The sequence below is a fragment of the Mycobacterium cajalii genome, assembly GCF_045809005.2.
Taxonomy (GTDB): Bacteria; Actinomycetota; Actinomycetes; order Mycobacteriales; family Mycobacteriaceae; genus Mycobacterium.
Window position 1 is genome coordinate 3,698,441 of record NZ_CM141436.1, and the last position, 20,172, is coordinate 3,718,612.

The 20,172-nt window shown below is 71.2% G+C and carries 18 protein-coding genes and 1 pseudogene; 9 read left to right on the plus strand and 10 right to left on the minus strand.

What is annotated here, in order from left to right; all coding sequences use genetic code 11:
* Positions 1-105: 105 nt before the first annotated feature.
* Together ACJ512_RS17540 and ctaC are read right to left on the minus strand one after the other, a co-directional pair.
* Positions 106-525 (minus strand): cytochrome c oxidase subunit 4, encoded by a 420-nt coding sequence (locus ACJ512_RS17540; protein ID WP_407687612.1) that lies wholly within the window; start codon positions 523-525, stop codon positions 106-108.
* Positions 526-538: 13 nt separating this feature from the next.
* Positions 539-1,621, minus strand: a complete 1,083-nt coding sequence (gene ctaC, locus ACJ512_RS17545; protein ID WP_407687613.1) for an aa3-type cytochrome oxidase subunit II — start codon at positions 1,619-1,621, stop codon at positions 539-541.
* Positions 1,622-1,789: 168 nt separating this feature from the next.
* Here ctaC and asnB point away from each other — a divergent pair, with 168 nt between their 5' ends.
* Positions 1,790-3,742 (plus strand): asparagine synthase (glutamine-hydrolyzing), encoded by a 1,953-nt coding sequence (gene asnB / locus ACJ512_RS17550; RefSeq protein ID WP_461479780.1) that lies wholly within the window; start codon positions 1,790-1,792, stop codon positions 3,740-3,742.
* A gap of 12 nt (positions 3,743-3,754) precedes the next feature.
* On the opposite strand, the gene ACJ512_RS17555 is transcribed toward asnB, so the two are convergent.
* Positions 3,755-4,729 carry a carbohydrate kinase family protein gene (locus ACJ512_RS17555; RefSeq protein ID WP_407686514.1) on the minus strand — a complete coding sequence of 325 codons (975 nt, stop codon included), beginning with the start codon at positions 4,727-4,729 and terminating at the stop codon, positions 3,755-3,757.
* A gap of 202 nt (positions 4,730-4,931) precedes the next feature.
* Between ACJ512_RS17555 and ACJ512_RS17560 the strand changes: the two genes are divergently transcribed.
* Positions 4,932-5,603, plus strand: coding sequence for an Rv0361 family membrane protein (locus tag ACJ512_RS17560; protein WP_407686515.1), 672 nt, complete (start codon positions 4,932-4,934; stop codon positions 5,601-5,603).
* A gap of 41 nt (positions 5,604-5,644) precedes the next feature.
* Here the strand turns inward: ACJ512_RS17560 and ACJ512_RS17565 are convergent, their stop codons facing one another.
* Both ACJ512_RS17565 and ACJ512_RS17570 read right to left on the minus strand, forming a co-directional pair.
* Positions 5,645-6,001, minus strand: coding sequence for a HesB/IscA family protein (locus ACJ512_RS17565; RefSeq protein ID WP_407686516.1), 357 nt, complete (start codon positions 5,999-6,001; stop codon positions 5,645-5,647).
* Positions 6,002-6,104: 103 nt separating this feature from the next.
* Positions 6,105-7,181, minus strand: a complete 1,077-nt coding sequence (locus ACJ512_RS17570; RefSeq protein WP_407686552.1) for a glycerate kinase family protein — start codon at positions 7,179-7,181, stop codon at positions 6,105-6,107.
* A gap of 193 nt (positions 7,182-7,374) precedes the next feature.
* Between ACJ512_RS17570 and ACJ512_RS17575 the strand changes: the two genes are divergently transcribed.
* The 4 genes from ACJ512_RS17575 to ACJ512_RS17590 are packed head-to-tail and all read left to right on the plus strand — an operon-like array spanning position 7,375 to position 10,423.
* Positions 7,375-8,055, plus strand: coding sequence for a DUF3043 domain-containing protein (locus tag ACJ512_RS17575; RefSeq protein ID WP_407686517.1), 681 nt, complete (start codon positions 7,375-7,377; stop codon positions 8,053-8,055).
* A gap of 27 nt (positions 8,056-8,082) precedes the next feature.
* Complete coding sequence (locus ACJ512_RS17580; RefSeq protein ID WP_407686518.1) at positions 8,083-8,643, plus strand: bifunctional adenosylcobinamide kinase/adenosylcobinamide-phosphate guanylyltransferase; 561 nt, start codon at positions 8,083-8,085, stop codon at positions 8,641-8,643.
* Entirely contained in the window at positions 8,643-9,689 is a 1,047-nt protein-coding gene (gene cobT / locus ACJ512_RS17585) for a nicotinate-nucleotide--dimethylbenzimidazole phosphoribosyltransferase (protein WP_407686519.1), read from the plus strand. Before ACJ512_RS17580 ends, cobT begins: the two co-directional genes overlap by 1 nt.
* Complete coding sequence (locus tag ACJ512_RS17590) at positions 9,686-10,423, plus strand: adenosylcobinamide-GDP ribazoletransferase (RefSeq protein ID WP_407686520.1); 738 nt, start codon at positions 9,686-9,688, stop codon at positions 10,421-10,423. The genes cobT and ACJ512_RS17590 overlap by 4 nt, the downstream gene beginning before the upstream one ends.
* A gap of 4 nt (positions 10,424-10,427) precedes the next feature.
* On the opposite strand, the gene ACJ512_RS17595 is transcribed toward ACJ512_RS17590, so the two are convergent.
* Together ACJ512_RS17595 and gcvT are read right to left on the minus strand one after the other, a co-directional pair.
* The gene (locus ACJ512_RS17595) at positions 10,428-11,534 is read right to left on the minus strand and encodes a branched-chain amino acid aminotransferase (RefSeq protein WP_407686521.1); all 1,107 of its coding nucleotides are present in this window, start codon (positions 11,532-11,534) and stop codon (positions 10,428-10,430) included.
* Between the two features lie 70 nt (positions 11,535-11,604).
* Positions 11,605-12,720, minus strand: coding sequence for a glycine cleavage system aminomethyltransferase GcvT (gcvT, locus tag ACJ512_RS17600; RefSeq protein ID WP_407686522.1), 1,116 nt, complete (start codon positions 12,718-12,720; stop codon positions 11,605-11,607).
* 83 nt (positions 12,721-12,803) lie between these two features.
* Between gcvT and ACJ512_RS17605 the strand changes: the two genes are divergently transcribed.
* Positions 12,804-14,357 carry a leucyl aminopeptidase gene (locus ACJ512_RS17605; RefSeq protein ID WP_407686523.1) on the plus strand — a complete coding sequence of 518 codons (1,554 nt, stop codon included), beginning with the start codon at positions 12,804-12,806 and terminating at the stop codon, positions 14,355-14,357.
* A gap of 5 nt (positions 14,358-14,362) precedes the next feature.
* Here the strand turns inward: ACJ512_RS17605 and ACJ512_RS17610 are convergent, their stop codons facing one another.
* Positions 14,363-15,889: a phytoene desaturase family protein gene (locus ACJ512_RS17610; protein ID WP_461480132.1), complete on the minus strand. Its 1,527-nt coding sequence runs from the start codon at positions 15,887-15,889 to the stop codon at positions 14,363-14,365.
* Between the two features lie 78 nt (positions 15,890-15,967).
* Positions 15,968-16,147 (minus strand): annotated as a pseudogene (locus tag ACJ512_RS17615) (SRPBCC family protein); the annotation flags it as partial.
* A gap of 149 nt (positions 16,148-16,296) precedes the next feature.
* Between ACJ512_RS17615 and ACJ512_RS17620 the strand changes: the two are divergent.
* The gene (locus ACJ512_RS17620; RefSeq protein WP_407686525.1) at positions 16,297-16,656 is read left to right on the plus strand and encodes an RNA-binding protein; all 360 of its coding nucleotides are present in this window, start codon (positions 16,297-16,299) and stop codon (positions 16,654-16,656) included.
* Between the two features lie 220 nt (positions 16,657-16,876).
* A complete protein-coding gene (locus ACJ512_RS17625; RefSeq protein WP_407686526.1) occupies positions 16,877-18,235 on the plus strand; it encodes a PPE family protein, SVP subgroup in 1,359 nt (452 codons plus the stop codon).
* A gap of 36 nt (positions 18,236-18,271) precedes the next feature.
* On the opposite strand, the gene ACJ512_RS17630 is transcribed toward ACJ512_RS17625, so the two are convergent.
* Positions 18,272-20,044 carry an SDR family oxidoreductase gene (locus ACJ512_RS17630; protein ID WP_407686527.1) on the minus strand — a complete coding sequence of 591 codons (1,773 nt, stop codon included), beginning with the start codon at positions 20,042-20,044 and terminating at the stop codon, positions 18,272-18,274.
* Between the last annotated feature and the right edge of the window lie 128 nt (positions 20,045-20,172).

Consider the following 20,172-nt stretch of genomic DNA (forward strand, 5'->3'; position numbering starts at 1 on the left):
GTTCTCATCCTGCCCGGACAAACCCTACCGAACCGAAAGCGGCAAAAACGTCCTGGCGAACCGGCCGCCGGTCACGTGATCCGATTGTGACCTTCGGGTGCGAAATCAGTGCTTCTCGGGCCCGATGTAGTACTCGAAGACCAACCCGCCGACCGAGGCGAGGATGAAAACCACCCCCGCGGCGAGCAGCCAGGGCAGCCACAGCGCGATGCCGACCGCCGTCACCGACGCCGACAGCGCGACCAGGATCGGCCACCAGCTGTGCGGGCTGAAGAAGCCCAATTCGCCTGCGCCGTCGCTGATCTCGGCGCCCTCATAGTCCTCGGGCCGAGTGTCGAGCCGGCGTGCCACGAACCGGAAGAAGGTGGCCACGATCAGCGCCATGCCTCCGGTCAGCGCTAGCGCGGCCGTGCCCGCCCACTCCACGCCACCGGTGGCGTACAGCGACGTCAACACCCCGTACAGCACCGCCACGATGACGAAGAACCCGGCGATGAACTCGAACAGCCTCGCTTCGATATGCATTGAGGGTCCTCACCTACTGGCTTGTGGTCAATTCACCGCGGCGGGTGTCGAACGGGTGGGTGGTCACAGCCACCGGGGACTGGTTGATCGCCTGCAGCGCCTGGGCGTTGGTCTTGCCGTCCATCCGCTGGTGCAGGTAGGCCTTGAAGTCGTTCGCCGACACGACCCGGACCTCGAAGTTCATCATCGAGTGATACGTGCCGCACATCTCGGCGCAGTGACCGACGAACGCGCCGGTCCGGTTGATCTGCTCCACCTGGAAGACGTTGACCGAGTTGTTCGCCTTCGGGTTGGGCATCACGTCGCGCTTGAACAGGAACTCGGGCACCCAGAACGAGTGCACCACGTCGGCGGATGCCAACTGGAACTCGATGCGCTTGCCCTCGGGGACCACGAGCACCGGGATCTCGGTGGTGGTGCCCAGGGTTTCGACCTTGTCGAAGTTCAGGTAGCTGAGATCCTCACCGTGGAGACCGTGAATCGGCCCTACGAGTTCCTCACCGTGCTTGTCGACGCCCTCCGGCTTGGACACCATGGCCTTCTTGCGGGCGGGGTCGGCACCGTCGTAGGTGAAGGTGCCGTCCTTGAAGTCGACGCGCTGGTAACCGAACTTCCAGTTCCACTGGAAGGCCGTGACGTCGATCACCACTTCGGGGTCCTTGGCGATGTGCAGCACCTTTTCCTGGACCACGACGGTGAAGTAGAAGAGCACCGAGATGATCAGGAACGGCAGCACGGTGAGCACCAGCTCCAGCGGCATGTTGTAGCCGAACTGGCGGGGCAGCTCGGTGTCGGTCGCCTTCTTGCGGTGAAACGCCGACGACCAGAAGATGAGCCCCCACACGATGCCGCCGACGGCCAGGGAGGCGATGACGGCGCCGATCCACAGCTCCCGGTTCAGGTGTGCCTCCGGGGTGATGCCCTCCGGCCAGCCCATACCCAGCGCTTCCGACCAGCTGCAGCCGCTCAAGCTGACCGCGAGCACCCCCAGCATTCCGGCCAGTGCCAGTGGCCGGAGACGGGGAAGGCCGGCCGAAAGCCCTTGAAACCTGCCCTGCGACAAACGGTGCGAACGGACCTGCTCGCGAGGTGTCACGTTGGCGCCTCCATGCTCGGATATCGAATACTACGCAGCGTAGACCACGGCCCTGACGCGGGCGACGAAACCCCGGCCGGTTGGGCGGTGCGGCACGTCGCGGGCCCGTCGGGGCATGTTGCGCGCGGCGCCCACGCGCGCCGCCCGCGTGCGGCATACTGGGGCGCCGTGTGCGGACTGCTGGCCTTTGTCGCGGACCCGGCGGCTGCCGACGCCACCGGTGCCGCCGACGTCGACGGTGCCGTCACCGCGGCGCTGCGGCTGATGCGGCACCGCGGCCCCGACGAGCCGGGCACCTGGACCGACCCAAGCGCCGACGGCGCGGTCGTCTTCGGTTTCAACCGGCTCTCGATCATCGACATCGCCCATTCGCACCAGCCGCTGCACTGGGGGCCGCCCGAGCAGCCGGGCCGCTACGTGCTGGTGTTCAACGGCGAGATCTACAACTACCTGGAGCTGCGCGACGAACTGGCCGCCCGCCACGGCGCCGCCTTCGCCACCGACGGTGACGGCGAGGCGATCGTCGCCGGGTTCCACCACTGGGGCACCGAGGTGTTGGGCCGCCTGCGCGGCATGTTCGCGTTCGCGCTGTGGGACACCGCGACGAGCGAACTGTTCTGCGCGCGGGATCCTTTCGGCATCAAGCCGCTGTTCATGGCCACCGGCACCGGCGGCACCGCGGTGGCCAGCGAGAAGAAGTGCCTGCTGGACCTGGCCGGGCTGGTCGGGTTCGACACCGCGATCGACGAGCGGGCCGTGCAGCACTACACGGTCCTGCAGTACGTGCCCGAGCCCGAGACGCTGCACCGCGGGGTGCGCCGGCTGGAATCGGGCTGTTATGCCCGGATCCGGCCCGGACGGCAGCCGGAAGTCACCCGCTATTTCGTGCCGCGCTTCGCCGCCACGCCGCTGACCCGCGACACCGAGCAGGCCCGCTACGACGAGATCACCGCGGTGCTGCAGGACTCGGTGGCCAAGCACATGCGCGCCGACGTCACGGTGGGCGCTTTTCTGTCCGGGGGCATCGACTCCACCGCCATCGCGGCGCTGGCCATCCGCCACAACCCGCGGCTGATCACGTTCACCACCGGCTTCGAGCGGGAGGGCTTCTCCGAGATCGACGTGGCGGTGGCCTCCGCCGAGGCGATCGGCGCCCGCCACATCGCCAAGGTCGTCAGCCCGGAGGAGTTCGTCGCCGCGCTGCCCGAGATCGTCTGGTACCTCGACGAGCCCGTCGCCGACCCCGCGCTGGTGCCGCTGTTCTTCGTCGCGCGCGAGGCCCGCAAGCACGTCAAGGTGGTGCTCTCCGGGGAGGGCGCCGACGAATTGTTCGGCGGGTACACCATCTACCGGGAACCGTTGTCGCTCAAGCCGTTCGACTATCTGCCACGGCCGGTCCGACGGTCGGTGGGCAAGATGTCGGGGCCGCTGCCCGAGGGCATGCGCGGCAAGAGCCTGCTGCACCGCGGATCGCTGACGCTCGAGGAGCGCTACTACGGCAACGCCCGCAGTTTCTCCGACGCGCAGTTGCGCGCCGTGCTGCCCGGGTTCCGCGAGGACTGGACGCACACCGACGTCACCGCCCCGGTGTACGCCGAATCGGCCGGCTGGGACCCGGTGGCCCGCATGCAGCACCTCGACCTGTTCACCTGGCTGCGCGGCGACATCCTGGTCAAGGCCGACAAGATGACGATGGCCAACTCGCTGGAGCTGCGGGTGCCGTTTCTGGACCCGGAGGTGTTCGCCGTCGCGTCCCGGTTGCCCGTGGAGGCGAAGATCACCCGCACGACCACCAAGTACGCGCTGCGCCGCGCGCTGGAGCCCGTCGTGCCGGCCCACGTGCTGCACCGGCCCAAGCTGGGCTTCCCGGTGCCGATCCGGCATTGGCTGCGCGCGGGCGAGCTGCTGGAGTGGGCCTACGCGATGGTGGACTCCTCGCAGGCCGGTCGCCTGGTCGACCTGCCCGCCGTCCGCCGCATGCTCGACGAGCACCGCAACGGCGTCAGCGATCACAGCCGCCGGCTGTGGACGGTGCTGATCTTCATGCTCTGGCACGCCATCTTCGTCGAGCACAGCGTCGTACCGCAGATCAGCGAGCCGGTCTACCCCGTCCAACTCTGAGCGCGAGCGGGCCTAGGTGAGCACCGCCGTGATCTCGGCGGCCGCCTCGTCGCCGTAGGCGCCGGCCAGCCGGGTTTTCGCGACCTCGTGGTCCCAGTCCCAGTTCTGGGTCCCGGTGGACTCGAGCACCAGCACCGCCACCAGCGAGCCCAGCTGCGCCGAGCGCTCGAGGCTCAGTTCGGCGCTGCGCCCGGTCAGGAAGCCGGCCCGGAAGGCGTCGCCGACGCCGGTGGGGTCGACCTGACTGGTCTCGGGCACCACGTCGACGTGGATGCTGGTGCCGTCGGGCTGCACCACGTCCACGCCCTTGGGGCCCAGCGTGGTGACCCGCAGGCCGATCTGCGCCATGACGTCGGCCTCCGTCCAGCCGGTCTTGGACAGCATCAGGTCCCATTCGTAGTCGTTGGTGAACAGGTACTCCGCACCGTCGATGAGCTTGCGGATCTCGTCCCCCGACAGCCGGGCCAGCTGCTGGGACGGGTCGGCCGCGAACGGGAGCCCCAGTTTGCGGCACTCGTCGGTGTGCACGACCATCGCCTCGGGGTCGTTGGCGCCGATGATCACCAGCTCGGGCTTGCCGATACCCGAGATCACGTCGGCCAGCTTGATGTTGCGGGCCTCCGACATGGCGCCGGGGTAGAACGACGCGATCTGGGCCATGTCGACGTCGGTGGTGCAGGTGAAGCGCGCGGTGTGCGCGCTGTCGGAGATCAGGACGTGGTCGCAGTTGACGTTGTGGGCCAGCAGCCACTTGCGGTAGTCGGCGAAGTCGTCGCCGGCGGCACCGACGAGGGCCACCTCACCGCCGAGCACCCCGATGGCGAAGGCGATGTTGCCCGCCACACCGCCGCGATGGATGACCAGGTCGTCCACCAGGAAGCTGAGCGAGACCTTCTGCAGATGATCGGCCAGCAGCTGTTCGGAAAAGCGGCCGGGGAACCGCATCAGGTTGTCGGTCGCTATCGAACCGGTTACCGCGATCGTCACGAAATCTCCACCCTCCATTACTAAGGTTGTCTAGCTTACTCACGTGCATCGACCGCCGTTGCGTCCACGGTCTGCGGGTGCCGGTGCGCTAGCCTGCCTACAAACCTGACCAGTCGCGAGACCCGTGCCCACACCCGAGCGCGGGCGTTTGCCGCCCCCGATGTCTACCGGGCGCCCCAACTACCACCGTAGGAGACCCACGATGGCCGGTCCGCACCCGCCGAACCACACCGTCGGAAGCGACCGTCCAGCGCCGCGCCCGGAATCCCGGCCGCTCGAGTATCCCGACGAGCACGCCGCCGGCAACCCGGTCTTCGGGGGCCCCGCGGGACCCCTGCCGCCCAATTATGCAGGTCCGCCGCCCGCGCCGGTCGGCTACCCGCAGCGACGGTCCAAGCGACGTTTGCTTGTCAGTGTTCTGGTGGCCATCGCGCTGGCCGCCGTGACGACGGTGGCGATCGTGTACGGGGTGCGCACCAATGGGGCCAACACCGGCGCGACGTTCTCGGAGTCGGCGGCCAAGACGGCGATTCAGGAGTACCTGAACGCGCTGGACCACCGCGAGCTCGACGTCGTCGTCCACAACGCGCTGTGCGGCATGTACGACGGGGTGCGTGACAAACGCTCGGACCTGGCGCTGGCCCGGCTCGCCAGCGACGCGTTCCGCAAGCAGTTCTCCCAGGTCGAGGTGACCTCGATCGACAAGATCGTGTACCTGTCGCAGTACCAGGCTCAGGCGCTGTTCACGATGCGCGTCTCCCCTGCCACCGGTGGCCCGATGCGCGGGCAGGTGCAGGGCATCGCGCAGCTGCTCTTCCAGCGCGGCCAGATCATGGTCTGCTCGTACGTGTTGCGCACCGGCGGCTCGTACTAGCGCCCGCGCAGCCGCGACCCGGTCAGCGGCTCGTCATCGGGTCAGTTGAAGGAGTCCCCGCAGGCGCACGAGCCGGTGGCGTTGGGGTTGTCGATCGTGAAGCCCTGCTTCTCGATCGTGTCGACGAAGTCGATGGAGGCACCCTCGACGTAGGGCGCGCTCATCCGGTCCACCGTCAAGGTGACGCCGCCGAACTCCGCGGTCAGGTCGCCGTCCAGCGTCCGGTCGTCGAAAAAGAGGTTGTAGCGCAGGCCGGCGCAGCCACCCGGCTGGACCGCGATGCGCAGCGCGAGGTCGTCACGGCCCTCCTGGTCGAGCAGGGACTTCGCCTTGGCGGAAGCGGCCTCGGTCAGGATCACGCCGTGGGTCTTGGCGTCCGACTCGTTTTGCACCGTCATTGCTTCTCCTACATGCCTCATCGGTACTGCATGCGCATGCATGCCTCGTGGTTGGGTGGGTCGGCTTCAGCGGGGCCCCATCGGCTCCGGAAAACCCACACGTTCAACGGTACCTCGCCGGACCGCTATTCCCGAGCCGTGCCGCCACCTGTGAGGCCAATCCCATCAGCTGGTTGGCCGCGTCGGCCTGCGCGAGCCGCGCCGAGCCGGCGTAGTCGGCGATCGACAAGGCGGACATGATGCCCGCGGTGCGCACCGCCGAATTGTCCAGGTCGACCTGCCCGGCCAGCACGATCACGGGGATGCCCCGCGGGCGGGCCTCGTCGGCGAGGTACCCCACCACCTTGCCGTGCAGGGACTGCTCGTCGAATCGCCCCTCCCCGGTCAGGATCAGCTCCGCGATGTCGAGGTCGTCGGCCAGGTGGGTGTGCTCGGCGATGATGGCGGCGCCCGACTCGCACCTGGCGCCGAGCGCCAGCAACCCGGCGCCGATGCCGCCGGCGGCCCCCGCCCCGGGTTCGGAACTCACGTCACGTCCGGCCGCCGCTTCCAGTTCGAGCGCCCACGCCTCGAGGCGCACCTCCAGGGCCGCGACGGTGGCCGTGTCGGCACCCTTCTGCGGACCGAAGACCCGGGCGGCCCCCCATGGGCCCGTCAGCGGGTATTCGGTGTCCGAGGCGATGATCAGCTCGACGCCGGCCAATCGTCGCCGCGCGGTGTCCAGCCCGCCCAGCTCGGTGATCATGGCCTGGCCGCCGTCGGTGCAGGCGCTGCCGCCCAGCCCGACCACGATCCGCCTGGCCCCGTAGCACAGCGCCTCGTCGATGAGCTGCCCCACTCCCCTGCTGTGGGCCGCCAGCGCGGTCTCCGGGGTCGGCGGGCCGCCCAGCAGGGCCAGGCCACACGCCTGGGCGCACTCCAGGTATGCCGTCGCCGACGCGGCATCCAGCACCCAGTCGGCGCGGACCGTGGTGTCCAGCGGCCCGGACACCTTCAGGCGCCGCTTCTGCCCCAGCCGGTTGGCCAGCACCTCGACGAAACCCGGGCCGCCGTCGGACTGCGGGGCCACGATGAACCGGTCGCCCGGCCGTGACCGCGTCCAGCCCGTCGCGATGGAGGCGGCCGCCTGCACGGCCGACAGGCTGTCGCCGTAGCAGTCCGGGGCCACCAGAACCAGCATGGCCGGTAGCTGCAGACGACCTGGCGCGAGGCCGGCGGCGCCACCACCCGACGCCATCGAGCCATCGTCCATCACAGCCAGCCGTTCAGCACAGGCCTAAGCGTAGGGCCATCCTCATCGCTGGCGCATGGCTAATAGCGATGCTTTCCGGGGCGATTCCGTGCCGGGCCCGCCGCGAAGTAACCTGGCGGCTGTGAAGCTACTGGGCCGCGGGAAGAGCCACGAAGACGACCTCGGCGAAGGCGCGCCGGAGCCGCGCTCCGGTTCCGGCGACGGAGCCCACGGCGAGTCGCGCCGCACCGCACCCAAGGGCCGGCCCACCCCCAAACGCAACGACGCCCGGCGCAGCGCCAAGAAGGGACCGGTCGCGCCTGCGCCCATGACCGCCTCGGAGGCGCGGGCCCGGCGCAAATCGCTCGCCAAGCCCAAGCTCAGCCGCGAGGAGCGCCGCGCCGACAAGGCCGCCAGCCGGGCCCGGATGACCGAGCGCCGCGAGCGCATGATGGCCGGCGAAGAGGGCTACCTGCTGCCGCGCGACCAGGGGCCGATACGCCGGTACGTGCGTGACGTGGTGGACTCCCGGCGCAACCTGCTGGGGCTGTTCATGCCGGCGACGCTGTTCCTGCTGTTCGTGATGTTCGCGGTCCCCCAGGTGCAGCTCTACATGTCCCCGGCGATGCTGGTGCTGATGGCGGTGATGGCTGTCGACGCGTTCATCCTGGGCCGCAAGGTCACCAGAATGGTCGACGCGAAATTCCCGAAGAACACCGAAAGCCGTTGGAAGCTGGGCCTTTACGCCGCCAGTCGGGCCTCCCAGATGCGCCGGATGCGGGCGCCCAAGCCCCAGGTCGAGCGCGGCAGCAGTGTCGGCTGAGCGTCACCTGAAAGCCGCCTGACCCCGGTGCGCACGCTGGTGCTCGGCGGGATCAGGTCGGGCAAGTCGCGCTGGGCCGAGGAAGCCATCGCCGGGTCGCTGCCGCCCGGCGAGCCCGTGCGTTACCTGGCCCCCGGCCCCGTCGACGAGACCGACGCGGCCTGGTCGGAACGCGTCGCGCGGCACCGCGGCCGCCGGCCCGCGCACTGGGCGACGGTGGAAACCGGGGAGATCGCCGCCCAGTTGCGGCAGTTGCCGCACGCCCCGGCGCTGGTCGACGATCTCGGCGCCTGGCTGACGGCCGTACTGGACCGCAACAACGCGTGGGGAAACGGGTCGCCGGCGGAGCCGGTGCACGAGATGATCGACGACATGCTGGCCGCCGTCGCCGCGTTCGCCGCCCCGCTGGTGCTGGTCAGCCCCGAGGTCGGGCTGACCGTGGTGCCGGCCACCGCGTCCGGGCGCCGGTTCGCCGACGAACTGGGCGGGCTCAACCAGCGCGTCGCCGAGTTGTGCGATCGGGTGGTGCTGGTCGTGGCCGGGCAGGCGCTGCCGATCAAGCCGATCAAGCCGGCGTCGGGAATCTGATGGAGTTCCCGCCGATCTCGCCGCCGGATGCGGCCGTCGCCGCGGCCGCCCGCGCCCGTCAGGACATTCTGACCAAACCGCGGGGCGCCCTCGGCCGCCTCGAGGACCTGGCGGTCTGGATCGCGTCGTGCCAGGCCCAGTGCCCGCCGCGGCAGTTCGGGCGCGCCCGGGTGGTGGTGTTCGCCGGCGACCACGGCGTCGCCCGGTCCGGGGTGTCGGCGTATCCGCCGGAGGTGACGGCCCAGATGGTCGCCAACATCGCGGCCGGCGGCGCGGCGATCAACGTGATGGCCGAGATCGCGGAGGCGACGGTGCGGGTCGCGGACCTGGCCGTCGACGCCGACGCGGTCTCCGAGCGGATCGGCGCCCACAAGGTGCGGCGCGGCAGCGGCGACATCAGCGTGCAGGACGCGCTGACCGACGAGGAGACCGTCGCGGCGATCGACGCGGGCCGGCGCATCGCCGACGAAGAGGTCGACGCCGGCGCCGACCTGCTCATCGCCGGCGACATGGGGATCGGCAACACCACCCCGGCGACGGTGCTGGTGGCGGCGCTGACCAACACCGAGCCCGTCGCGGCCATCGGCTTCGGCACCGGGATCGACGACGCCGCGTGGGTGCGCAAAACGGCCGCCGTGCGCGATGCGCTGTTCCGGACGCGGCTGGTGCTGCCCGACCCGGTGGGCCTGCTGCGCTGCTGCGCCGGTGCAGACCTGGCGGCCATGGCGGGTTTTTGTGCGCAGGCGGCGGTGCGGCGCACGCCGCTGCTGCTCGACGGCATGGCGGTGACGGCCGCGGCGCTGGTCGCCGAGCGCCTGGCCCCGGGCGCCCGGCAGTGGTGGCAGGCCGGTCACCGCTCCGCCGAGCCGGGCCACACGCTGGCCCTGGCGGCCCTGTCGCTGGAGCCGATCCTGGACCTGGGGATGCGGCTGGGCGAGGGCAGCGGCGCGGCGGCGGCGCTGCCGGTGCTGCGCGCCGCGGTGGCCACGCTGGCGTCCATGGCAACCTTCGGCGAGGCCGGCGTCTCCGACCGACCCTGCCCGTGATCCGTTCGTTGGCAACGGCTTTCGCGTTCGGGACGGTGCTGCCGGTCCCGCGCGCCGCGACCGTCCCGCTGGGCCGGGGCGCCATGACCGCGCTGCCGGTGGTCGGCGCCGCCCTGGGGGCGCTGGCCGCGGCCTTGGTGTGGGGCGGCGCGGCGGCGTTCGGTCCGGCCAGCCCGTTGCCCGGGCTGCTCGCCGTGGCGGTGCTGCTGCTCGCGACCCGCGGCCTGCATCTCGACGGCGTCGCCGACACGGCCGACGGGCTGGGCTGCTACGGGCCGCCGCCGCGCGCGCTGGCGGTGATGCGCGAGGGATCCACCGGGGCGTTCGGCGTGGCCGCCGTCGTGCTCGTGATCGCGCTGCAGGGTTTCGCGTTCGCGGCTCTGCCGCCGGCGGGGATCGTCGTGGCGGTCGTCGCGGGCCGGGTCACCGCGGTGCTTGCCTGTCGCCGGGCGGTCCCGGCGGCCGAGGGCAGCGCCCTGGGCGCCCGCGTCGCCGGCAGCCAGCCCGCGGCGGTGGCGGCGGCCTGGGTCGCGGTGTTGCTCGCCGCGTCCGTGCCGGCCGCTCCGCGGCCGTGGCAGGGGCCGGTGGCGATGCTGGTGGCGGTGGGCTGCGGCGCGGTCCTGGCGAAGCACTGCGTGCGGCGGTTCGGCGGCATCACCGGTGACGTGCTGGGCGCCGCGATCGAGGTGACGACGACGGTCGGCGCGGTGACGCTGGCCGGCTTCCAGGGGTGAGCGGTTAGCCCAGCCGGGCCATCCAGCCGTGGGTGTCGGCGAAGGTGCCGCGCTGGATCCCGGTCAGCGTGTCGCGCAGCGCCATCGTCACCTCGCCGGGCTCGCCGTCGGCGATGGTGAACTCGCCGTCGCCGTACTTGACCCGCGACACCGGGGTGATGACGGCGGCGGTGCCGCAGGCGAACACCTCGGTGATCTCGCCGGCTGCCGCCTTCTTCTGCCACTCGTCGATGTCGACCTTGCGCTCCTCGACACTGAAGCCCGCGTCGATCGCCAACTGCAGCAACGAATCCCGCGTGATGCCCGGCAACAGCGAGCCGGACAGCTCCGGGGTGACCAGCCGCGCGGAGCCGCCGCTGCCGAAGACGAAGAAGATGTTCATCCCGCCCATCTCCTCGACGAAGCGGCGTTCGACGGCGTCCAGCCACACCACCTGGTCGCAACCGTTGTCGGCGGCCTCGGCCTGGGCCAGCAGCGAGGCGGCGTAGTTGCCGCCGAACTTGGCCGCACCGGTGCCGCCCGGGCAGGCCCGCACGTACTCCGTCGACACCCAGACGCTGACCGGGCTGATGCCACCCTTGAAGTAGGCGCCGGCCGGGGAGGCGATCAGCAGGTAGCGGAACTGTTTGGCCGGCCGCACCCCCAGGCCCGGCTCGGTGGCGATCATGAACGGGCGCAGGTACAGCGCCTCTTCCCCGCCGGCGGCGGGCACCCAGGCCTTGTCGACGCCGATCAGCTGGCACAGCGAGCCCATGAACAGCTCGTCGGGCAGTTCGGGCATGGCCAGCCGCCGGGCCGACGAGCGCAACCTGGCGGCGTTGGCCTCGGCACGGAACGACACGATCGAGTCGTCGGCCCACCGGTAGGCCTTGAGCCCCTCGAAGATCTCCTGCGCGTAGTGCAGCACGATCGCCGAGGGATCCAACTCGATCGGCCCGTACGGGATGACCCGGGCGTCGTGCCAGCCGCGACCGTGGGTGTAGTCGATCGACACCATGTGGTCGGTGTGGTACTTGCCGAAACCCGGGTCGGCCAGGATGGATTCGCGTTCCGCGTCGGTCGCCGGATGTGGCGAGCGTGAAACCGTGAATTCAGGGGAGCCGCTCGTCATGGCGCCGATTGTATCTCCGGATGCGATGGTGCTTTCGCCGTCGGGAACGCGACCTGAACTCAACTGGCGGCTAATGGGTTTTCGCCGCGACGAACGGTGGTCGCACGACTTCGCATTCGACCGCGCGGCCACGCACGTCGACGGTGACGCGCCGGCCGTCCTCGATGCCGGCGGCGGTGTCGATCAACGCCAGACCGATGCCGATTTGCAGCGTGGGCGAGAACGTTCCGGAGGTGGTGACCCCGACGGGGGCGTCCCCGGCGAGCACCGTGAGCCCGGGGCGCAACACCCCGCGGCCGACCATGCGCAGCCCCCGCAGCAGCCGCCGCGGCCCCGCCGCCTTCTCGGCCAGCAGCGCGTCGCGGCCGAAGAAGGCGGGCTTCTTCCAGCCGACCGCCCAGCCGCACCGGGCCTGCAGCGGCGAGATGTCGAGCGAGAGCTCGTGCCCGTGCAGCGGGTAGCCCATCTCGGTGCGCAGGGTGTCGCGGGCGCCCAGGCCGGCGGGCTCGCCGCCGGCGGCACGCACGGAAACGAGCAGCGCGTCGAACACCACCCCCGCCGAATCCCAGGGCGGTAGCAGCTCGTAGCCGTGCTCGCCGGTGTAGCCGCTGCGACACACCCGCACCGGCACCCCCGAGTAGGAGGCGTCCGCGTAGGCCATGTACTCCATGTCGGTGGGCAGCCCCAGCTCGCCGAGCACGTCGGCCGACCGCGGCCCCTGCACCGCCAGCACCGCGTAGTCGCGGTGCTGATCGGTGATCGTCAGGCCGGCCCCCGAACCGGCCTCAGCGGCCGCCCGCAGCGCCGCCACGACGCCCGCGGTGTTGGCGGCGTTGGGCACCAGGAACATCTCGTCGTCGGCGACGTAGTAGGCGATCAGGTCGTCGATGACCCCACCGGATTCGGTGCAGCACAACGTGTATTGCGCCTTGCCCGGGCCGATGCGGGTCAAGTCGTTGGTGAGCGCGGTGTTGACGAACTCCGCGGCGCCCGGCCCCCGAACCAGCGCCTTGCCGAGGTGGCTGACGTCGAACAGGCCGACGGCGTTGCGGGTGGCGTTGTGCTCGCTGACGGTGCCGGCATAGGACACCGGCATCAGCCAGCCGCCGAATTCGCCGAGGTTGGCGCCCAGCTCGCGATGGCGGTCTTCCAGTGGTCCGTGCAGCAGCTCTGGCCCGTCGCTCACACCATCCCACCCTAATGGGCGCCGCCACCGCCCCGTCGGGGCAGGGGTCCAAGACCCGCCGCAGGTGACTAGGGTGATTTCCCGTGACCACCGAACCGGGCTACCGATCCCCTGCCGTCAACGTCGCCACCTCGCTGCCGAAGCGCGGCGCGGGTTCCACGGTCCTGCTGGTGCCGGTCGTGTCGGCCGGCGAGGAGGACAAGCCGGGCGCGGTCGTGGCCTCGGCCGAGCCGTTCCTGCCCGCCGACGCGGTCACCGAGATCGAGGCCGGCCTGCGGGCCCTGGACGCCACCGGCGGCAGCGAACAGGTGCACCGGCTGGTGGTGGGTTCGCTGCCGGTGGGCAGCGTGCTGACGGTGGGCCTGGGCAAGCCGCGATCGGAGTGGCCGGCCGACACCGTCCGCCGCGCCGCCGGTGTGGCGGCGCGCTCCCTGGGCAACGCCGAGACCGTGCTCACCACCCTGGCCGACCTGCCCGGCGAGGGCGTCTGCTCGGCCGCGGTCGAGGGGCTGATCCTGGGCGGCTACCGGTTCACCGACTTCCGCAGCGCCAAGACGGCGCCGAAAGACAAAGGGCTGCGCAAGATCACCGTGCTGTCCGGCTCCAAGGACGCCAAGAAGCAGAGCGCGCACGGCGCGGCCGTCGCGACCGCGGTCGCCACCGCCCGCGACTTCGTCAACACCCCGCCGAGCCACCTGTTTCCCGCCGAATTCGCCAAGCGGGCAAAGGCCTTGGGTGAATCCGTCGGCCTGGACGTGGATATCCTCGACGAAAAGGCCCTGCAGAAGGGCGGTTACGGCGGCATCGTCGGCGTCGGCCAGGGCTCGTCGCGCCCGCCGCGGCTGGTGCGGCTGATCCACCGCGGGTCGCGGCTGGCCAAAGCCGGACAGGCCAAGAAGGTCAAGAAGGTCGCGCTGGTCGGCAAGGGCGTCACGTTCGACACCGGCGGCATCTCGATCAAGCCGGCGGCGTCGATGCACTACATGACCTCCGACATGGGCGGGGCGGCCGCCGTCGTGGCCACCGTCGCCCTGGCCGCGCAGCTGCAGCTGCCCATCGACGTCATCGCCACCGTGCCGATGGCCGAGAACATGCCGTCGGGCACCGCGCAGCGCCCGGGCGACGTGCTGACGCAGTACGGCGGGACGACGGTCGAGGTGCTCAACACCGACGCGGAGGGCCGGCTCATCCTGGCCGACGCGATCGTGCGGGCCTGCGAGGACAAGCCCGACTACCTCATCGAGACCTCCACGCTGACCGGCGCGCAGACGGTGGCGCTGGGCTCGCGCATCCCCGGGGTGATGGGCAGCGACGAGTTCCGCGACCGGGTCGCGGGGATCTCGCAGCGGGTCGGGGAGAACGGCTGGCCGATGCCGCTGCCCGACGAGCTCAAGGACGATTTGAAGTCAGGAGTGGCCGACCTGGCCAACGTCAGCGGCCAGCGCTTCGCCGGCATGCTGGTGGCCGGGGTGTTCCTGCGCGAGTTCGTCGCCGACGGGGTGGCGTGGGCGCACATCGACGTGGCCGGCCCGGCCTACAACACCGGCGGCCCGTGGGGATACAGCCCCAAGGGCGCCACGGGTGTGCCGACCCGCACGATCTGCGCGGTGCTGGAAGACATCTGCGCGAACGGCTGACCGGCTCATCTGGTCAGCCGTGAGAGCACCGAGCGGGTGAGCTTGCGCCGCGGCCAGCCGGTGACGCCGGCGTCGGCCAGCGCGGCGTTGGCGGCGTTGCGCCCGCAGGCGCCGTGCACCGAGCCCCCCGGGGTGGCCGACGCGCTGCCCAGATACAGCCGCTCGATCGGTGTTTCGGCGCGCCCCATGCCCGGGGCGGGACGAAAGATCAGCATCTGCTGCAGTTGCGCGGTCCCGCCGTTCAAAGCGCCCAGGTGCAGGTTGGCGTCGCTGGCCTGCAGGTCCGAGGGTCGCTGCACGAACCGGCCGATCACCCGCGACCCGAACCCCGGGGCGTGTTCCTCGATCACCCGGTCCACCGCTGCCGCGAGCCGTTCGGCCGCCACGTCGTCGGCCACGTTGCGCGGCAGATGCGTGTAGGCCCATACGCTTTCGGTGCCCGCCGGTGAGCGGCTCGGGTCCGCGGTGGTGGTCTGACCCAACAGCATGAACGGATGCTCGGGCACCACGCGGGTGTTGAGGTCGGCCATCCAGCGCATCAGCCCGTCGGCGTCGGCGCCCAGATGGACGGTGCCCGCGGCGGCCAGGGACTGCGCGCGCCACGGGATCCGGCCGTCGAGGGCGTAGTTGACCTTCACCACCGGCGGGTCCCAGACGAAGTGCTCGAGTTGGCGGCGCAGTCCGGCCGGGACCGCGTCGGCGGGCAGCATCTCGCAGAACAGCCGCGGCGCGGTCACGTCGGCGACGACGGCGCGCCGGGCCCGCACCGTGCGCCCGCCGGCGGTGGTCACCCCGACCGCCCGACGGCCCCGGACCTCGACGCGGGCGACGTCCTGGTCGCAATCGATGCGGGCGCCGGCGGAGCGGGCGCGGCTGACCAGTGCCGCTGTCAGCTGGCCCGACCCGCCGACGGGCACCGGCCAGCCGTGGTCCTGGGCGAACATCGTCATCAGAAAACCCATCGCCCCGCTGCCCGGCGCGTCCGGGGGGATGTCGGCGTGCATCGCGTTGCCCAGCAACAACACCCGTGGGGCCTCGCCGTCGAACAGGTGGTCCACCATCGTGTTGGCGGGCTGGATCAGCAGGTTGGCCAGCCGCACCGCCTCGGAGGTGCCGAGTTCGCGCAGCAGCCGCAGCATCGGGCGCACCGGCGGGAACGGGGCCAGCAGCGCGCCCAGCAGCGGCGCTTTGATCTTCTGCCACAATTCGACCGCCCGCCACCAGTTTTCGCCGTCGGCGCGGTGCCTGCGCTCCAGTTCGGTTGCGGTGCGGGCGGGGTCGCGGTAGATGATCGGCGGGTCCTCGTCGCTGCCGCCGCGCGGGTGACCCACCACCGCGGGAGCGTGTGACCAGCGCAGCCCGTGCTCCTCGAGCCGCAGCGCGGCCATCGCCGGTGAGGCCACGGTCATCGGGTAGTAGGAGCTGCACAGGTCGGTGACGTAGCCCGGTGTCAGCTCGGCGCTGCGCACGGCGCCGCCGGGCTCGTGCTGCGCCTCCAGCACCAGCACGTCCCACCCCGCGTCGGCGAGCATCGCCGCGGCGACCAGCCCGTGGTGCCCGGCCCCGACGATCACGGCGTCGGCGGCGTCCCCCGGCACCTCACTTCACCTGATGACCAGCGGCCAACCACCGACCGAGTGCCGGATGGAGGTGCCCGGTTCCGGCCAGGTCGGGTCGACGGCGCGCGTGCGGCTGTTGCCCACCACCCACTGCGTGTAGGTCCACCCGTCGGCCATCACGTCCCAGACCCGCTGGCAGGGCACGGCCACGTCCCGCGTCGCAATGATCACGGCAAATCCTTTCGCTGCTCGGGTTACCGCCGCCGGGTACCCACCCGGACGGGAGCCAAGCACCGGACCCTGGCGAACTGCAGGTTTACTGGCCGCCCCCAGTGGCTAATCTCCCAGCGTTTTCATTCGCTGACGAGAAAGGCGAGATCGTGACGGTACGACGGTTGATCGTGGCGGTGGGCGCCGTGCTGTTGCTGGCCGGTGTGATCGGTTTGCTGGTGCCGGTTTCCATTTCCGACGGGAACGGAAATTCCATCGGATGCGGGAACGCCGTGGCGGAGAACACGCAGAGCGCCCGTAACGCGACGCAGACAACCAACAACCAGACCGGGGCGAACATCCCGGTCGTCGGTCAATTCGCTCCGCACTCGCCCGATTACGTCGCGCAGTGCAGCTCGGCGGTGGGCAGCCGGCGGGCGTGGACGATCCCGTTGACGGTGGTCGGGGTGCTGGCGGTCGCCGGCGCGTTCCTGGTCCGACGGTCCGAGGGCGCGGCCCCGTCCGTCTAGACCGACCCGTTCGTGCCGCGCGCCGTCGATCGATGCCGGTGAGCCGTGACCGGGATCGCCGCGTTGGGTGAAAACGCCTGTTGCCGTGCAGGATCCGCAGGCAGGATGACCCGGCGTCGAGCCCGGGGCCGACCCGGGATCGGCGGCGCGTGGTACGAAGGGGACGTGACCGGGGGCCGCCGAGGACGCCCCCGGGGATGCAGGGGATAGCCAAGCACACATGCATTTTGCGTTTTTGCCGCCGGAGGTCAACTCCGGGCGCGTCTATGCGGGTCCTGGTGCAGGGTCGATGCTGAGCGCCGCGTGGGCATGGGACGAGCTGGCCAACGAGTTGCACACCACCGCGGCCAACCTCGAGTCGGTGGTCTCCGAGCTCACCAGCGAACCGTGGGAGGGGCCGTCCGCGGCGTCGATGGCGGCGTCGGCCGCATCGCAGGTGGCATGGCTGAGTACCGCCGCCGCGCAGGCCGGCCAGACCAGCGCCCAGGTCAGGGCTGCCGTGGTGGCATACGAGGCCGCGCATGCGATGACGGTGCCGCCGCCGGTGATCGCGTCCAACCGTGCACAGCTCATGTCGCTGATCGCGACGAATGTGCTGGGCCAGAACACCGCGGCGATCGCGGCCACCGAAGTCGCCTATGCCGAGATGTGGGCCCAGGACGTCGCCGTGATGTACGGCTATGCCGGTACCTCGCGGGCGGCCTCGGAGGTGACCCCGTTCGCCCCGCCACGGCCGACCACCGACCAGGGCGGGGTCATCGCACAGAGCGCCGCGGCCGCCGGGGCCGCCGCCACCTCGGCCGGGCACGCACAGGCGGCGCTGTCGAGTGGCGCGCTGATGTCCGCGGTGCCGAATGCGTTGCAGGCGCTGGCGGCGGCACCCTTCGGTTTGACCGGCTTTTCGAACTTCACGAATGTCTATGACCTGGTGGAACTCAGCTCCGGATTTCTGGGCAACGGTTTCGGGCTGATCGGGGTGTCGGGCGCCGCGGGGTTCATCTCCGAGGCTGAACACAACGTCGCGGGGCCGGGTGCCGGGGAGAAAGCCCAGGCCGCGCCGGCGGCACCGGAACGGCCGGCGGGGACGGGGAAGGCGGCGCGCCCGCCGGAGGCGGCCACGTCGGTGTCGGCGCAGATGGGCGGTGCGGGCTCCCGCGGCCGGCTGTCGGTGCCGGCGGGCTGGACGTCGGCGGCCCCGGAGATGCGTCTGGCCGCCGCGGAAGCGCCGATCGCCGGTTCCGTCCCGGCCCCTCGTTCGGGCCTTGGCCCGTTCGGCGACATGCCCCTCTTCGGTGGGACGCCGCTGATGGCGTTTCCCTCGCGCGCCGCGTCCGGTTCCCGAGAAGACCGGCCGGGCGACGAGGGCGGCGCGCCGGGCAGTCGGGTACGGGCCGGGGCGGCCGTCGGGGACCGCGAGCAACGGTCGCGCACGGCCTCGAGCGGCCGGCCGGCCGGTACCGCTGCCGAGCTGCGCGAGATCACCGAAGTGTTGGGCAAACTCGCCGAACTCCGCGACAGGGGCGCCTTGACCGACACGGAGTTCGTCGAACAGAAGCAGCGCCTTCTCGGCGGTCGCTGACCTCGATCGTTCGCGCGGCGGCGTGCCGGCCTCCGGCTAGATCACCCGCAGCCGCGCGGTGCTGCGCAACGCCTGGGGCGCGAACCGCGAAAGGCCGTAGAACGCGTAGGCTTCCGGCGCGACCGGGCGGATCGGCTTGTTCTTGCGGGTCGACGACAGGATCGCGTTGGCGACGTTCTCGGGGCCGTAATGGCGCAGCGCGAACAGCATGCCGAGCTGTCCGCGGCGACCGGCCACCCGCTCCTTCTTGCCCTGGGGCGCGTCGATGCGGGTGGTCTTGATGATGTTGGTATTGATGACGCCGGGGCAGATGGTGGTCAGCCCGATGCCGGCGGTGTCGAGCTCGGCCCGCAGGCAGTCGGAGAACATGAAGGCCGCCGCCTTGGAGCTGCAGTAGGCGCTCAGCGACTGCAGCGGGGAGTAGGAGGCCATGGACGCCACGTTGACGATGTGCCCGCCGGTGCCGCGTTCGACCAACCGCCGCGCGAACGACCGGCAGCCGTTCACCACGCCGCCGAAGTTGACGTCCATCACGCGGTCGAACTCCTCGGCGGGGGTGTCCAGGAAGCCGCCGGCGTGCCCGATGCCCGCGTTGTTGACGACGATGTCGGGGACGCCGTGTTCGGCGCTGACCCGCTCGGCGAACGCCTCGACCGCGTCGGCGTCGGACACGTCGAGCACGTAGCTGTGCGCGACGCCGCCGCGCGCGGCGATCTCCGCCGCGGTTTCCTTGACGGACGCCTCGTCGATGTCGCTGACGACGACTTCGGCGCCGTGGGCGGCGAAGGCGAACGCGGTCTCGCGGCCGATTCCGCTGCCGGCTCCGCTGACCGCGACCAGGGTGTCGCCGAAGTCCCCGCGGGGGCGGCCGACCTGCGCGCGCAGCAGCGCGCGGCTGGGCTGGCGGCCTTCGGCCAGGTCCGCCACGTCGTGCACCGCGGTCGCCATCACCTGGGGGTGCGACATCGGGGAGAAGTGACCGGCCCTGATGTCGCGGCGCCACAGCCGCGGCGCCCAGCGCGCGGTGTCGTCGTAGCCGTAGGGCCGCACGTAGGGGTCGTCGGTGTTGACGATCAACTGCACCGGCACGTCGATCACCGGGATCGGCCGCTTCCTGGCGAACGCGGCGAAGTAGTTGGCGCGGTAGGTCTTCACCGAGCGGGCGGCGTCGGCGGCCAGCCCGGCGGAGTGGTGGATCTTGTCGTCGGGGATGCTGCCGACCATGTGGCGCCGGACCGCCTTGCTCGTCAGCGCCAGCCGCAGCACCAGCGGCGCCAGCACCGGTATCGAGAAGAACACCATGTAGGTCAGCCGCAGCGCCTGGCTGATCGCCCGGGCGAAGGTGCGCGGCCGCCACGGCCGCCGCAGCCCGCCGAAGATGTAGGCGACGAGCTGGTCCTGGCTGGGGCCCGACACCGACGTGAACGAGGCGACCCGGTCAGCGGCGCCGGGCCGGCTCAGGTACTCCCACACCCCCACCGACCCCCAGTCGTGGGCCAGCACGTGCACGGGCTGGCCGGGCGACAGCGCACCGGTGACCGCGGCGAAGTCGTCGGCGCAGCGCTGCATGGTGTACGCGGCGACCGGCTTGGGGGTCGACGAGCCGCCCACCCCCCGGTTGTCGTAGCGGATGACGCGGAACCGCTCGGCCAGCAGCGGCACGACCCCGTCCCACAACACGTGCGAGTCGGGAAAGCCGTGCACCAGGACGACGGTCGGGCCCGCACGGTTGCCCTCTTCGTAGGCCGCGATGCGCACCCCGTCCGTACTGTCGACGAAATGCTGGGAAACCTGCTGTGTTGCCGCCATCTGACCTCCGCCACCCCCGATGTGCTCTGCCTGCCCCTGACTGGCACCGTGACCAGCAGTGGCCACACCGTAGCAAGCGGGTTGACGGTCGCCCCGGCATCGGCGCGCGGCCGCCCTGAATGTGTGCC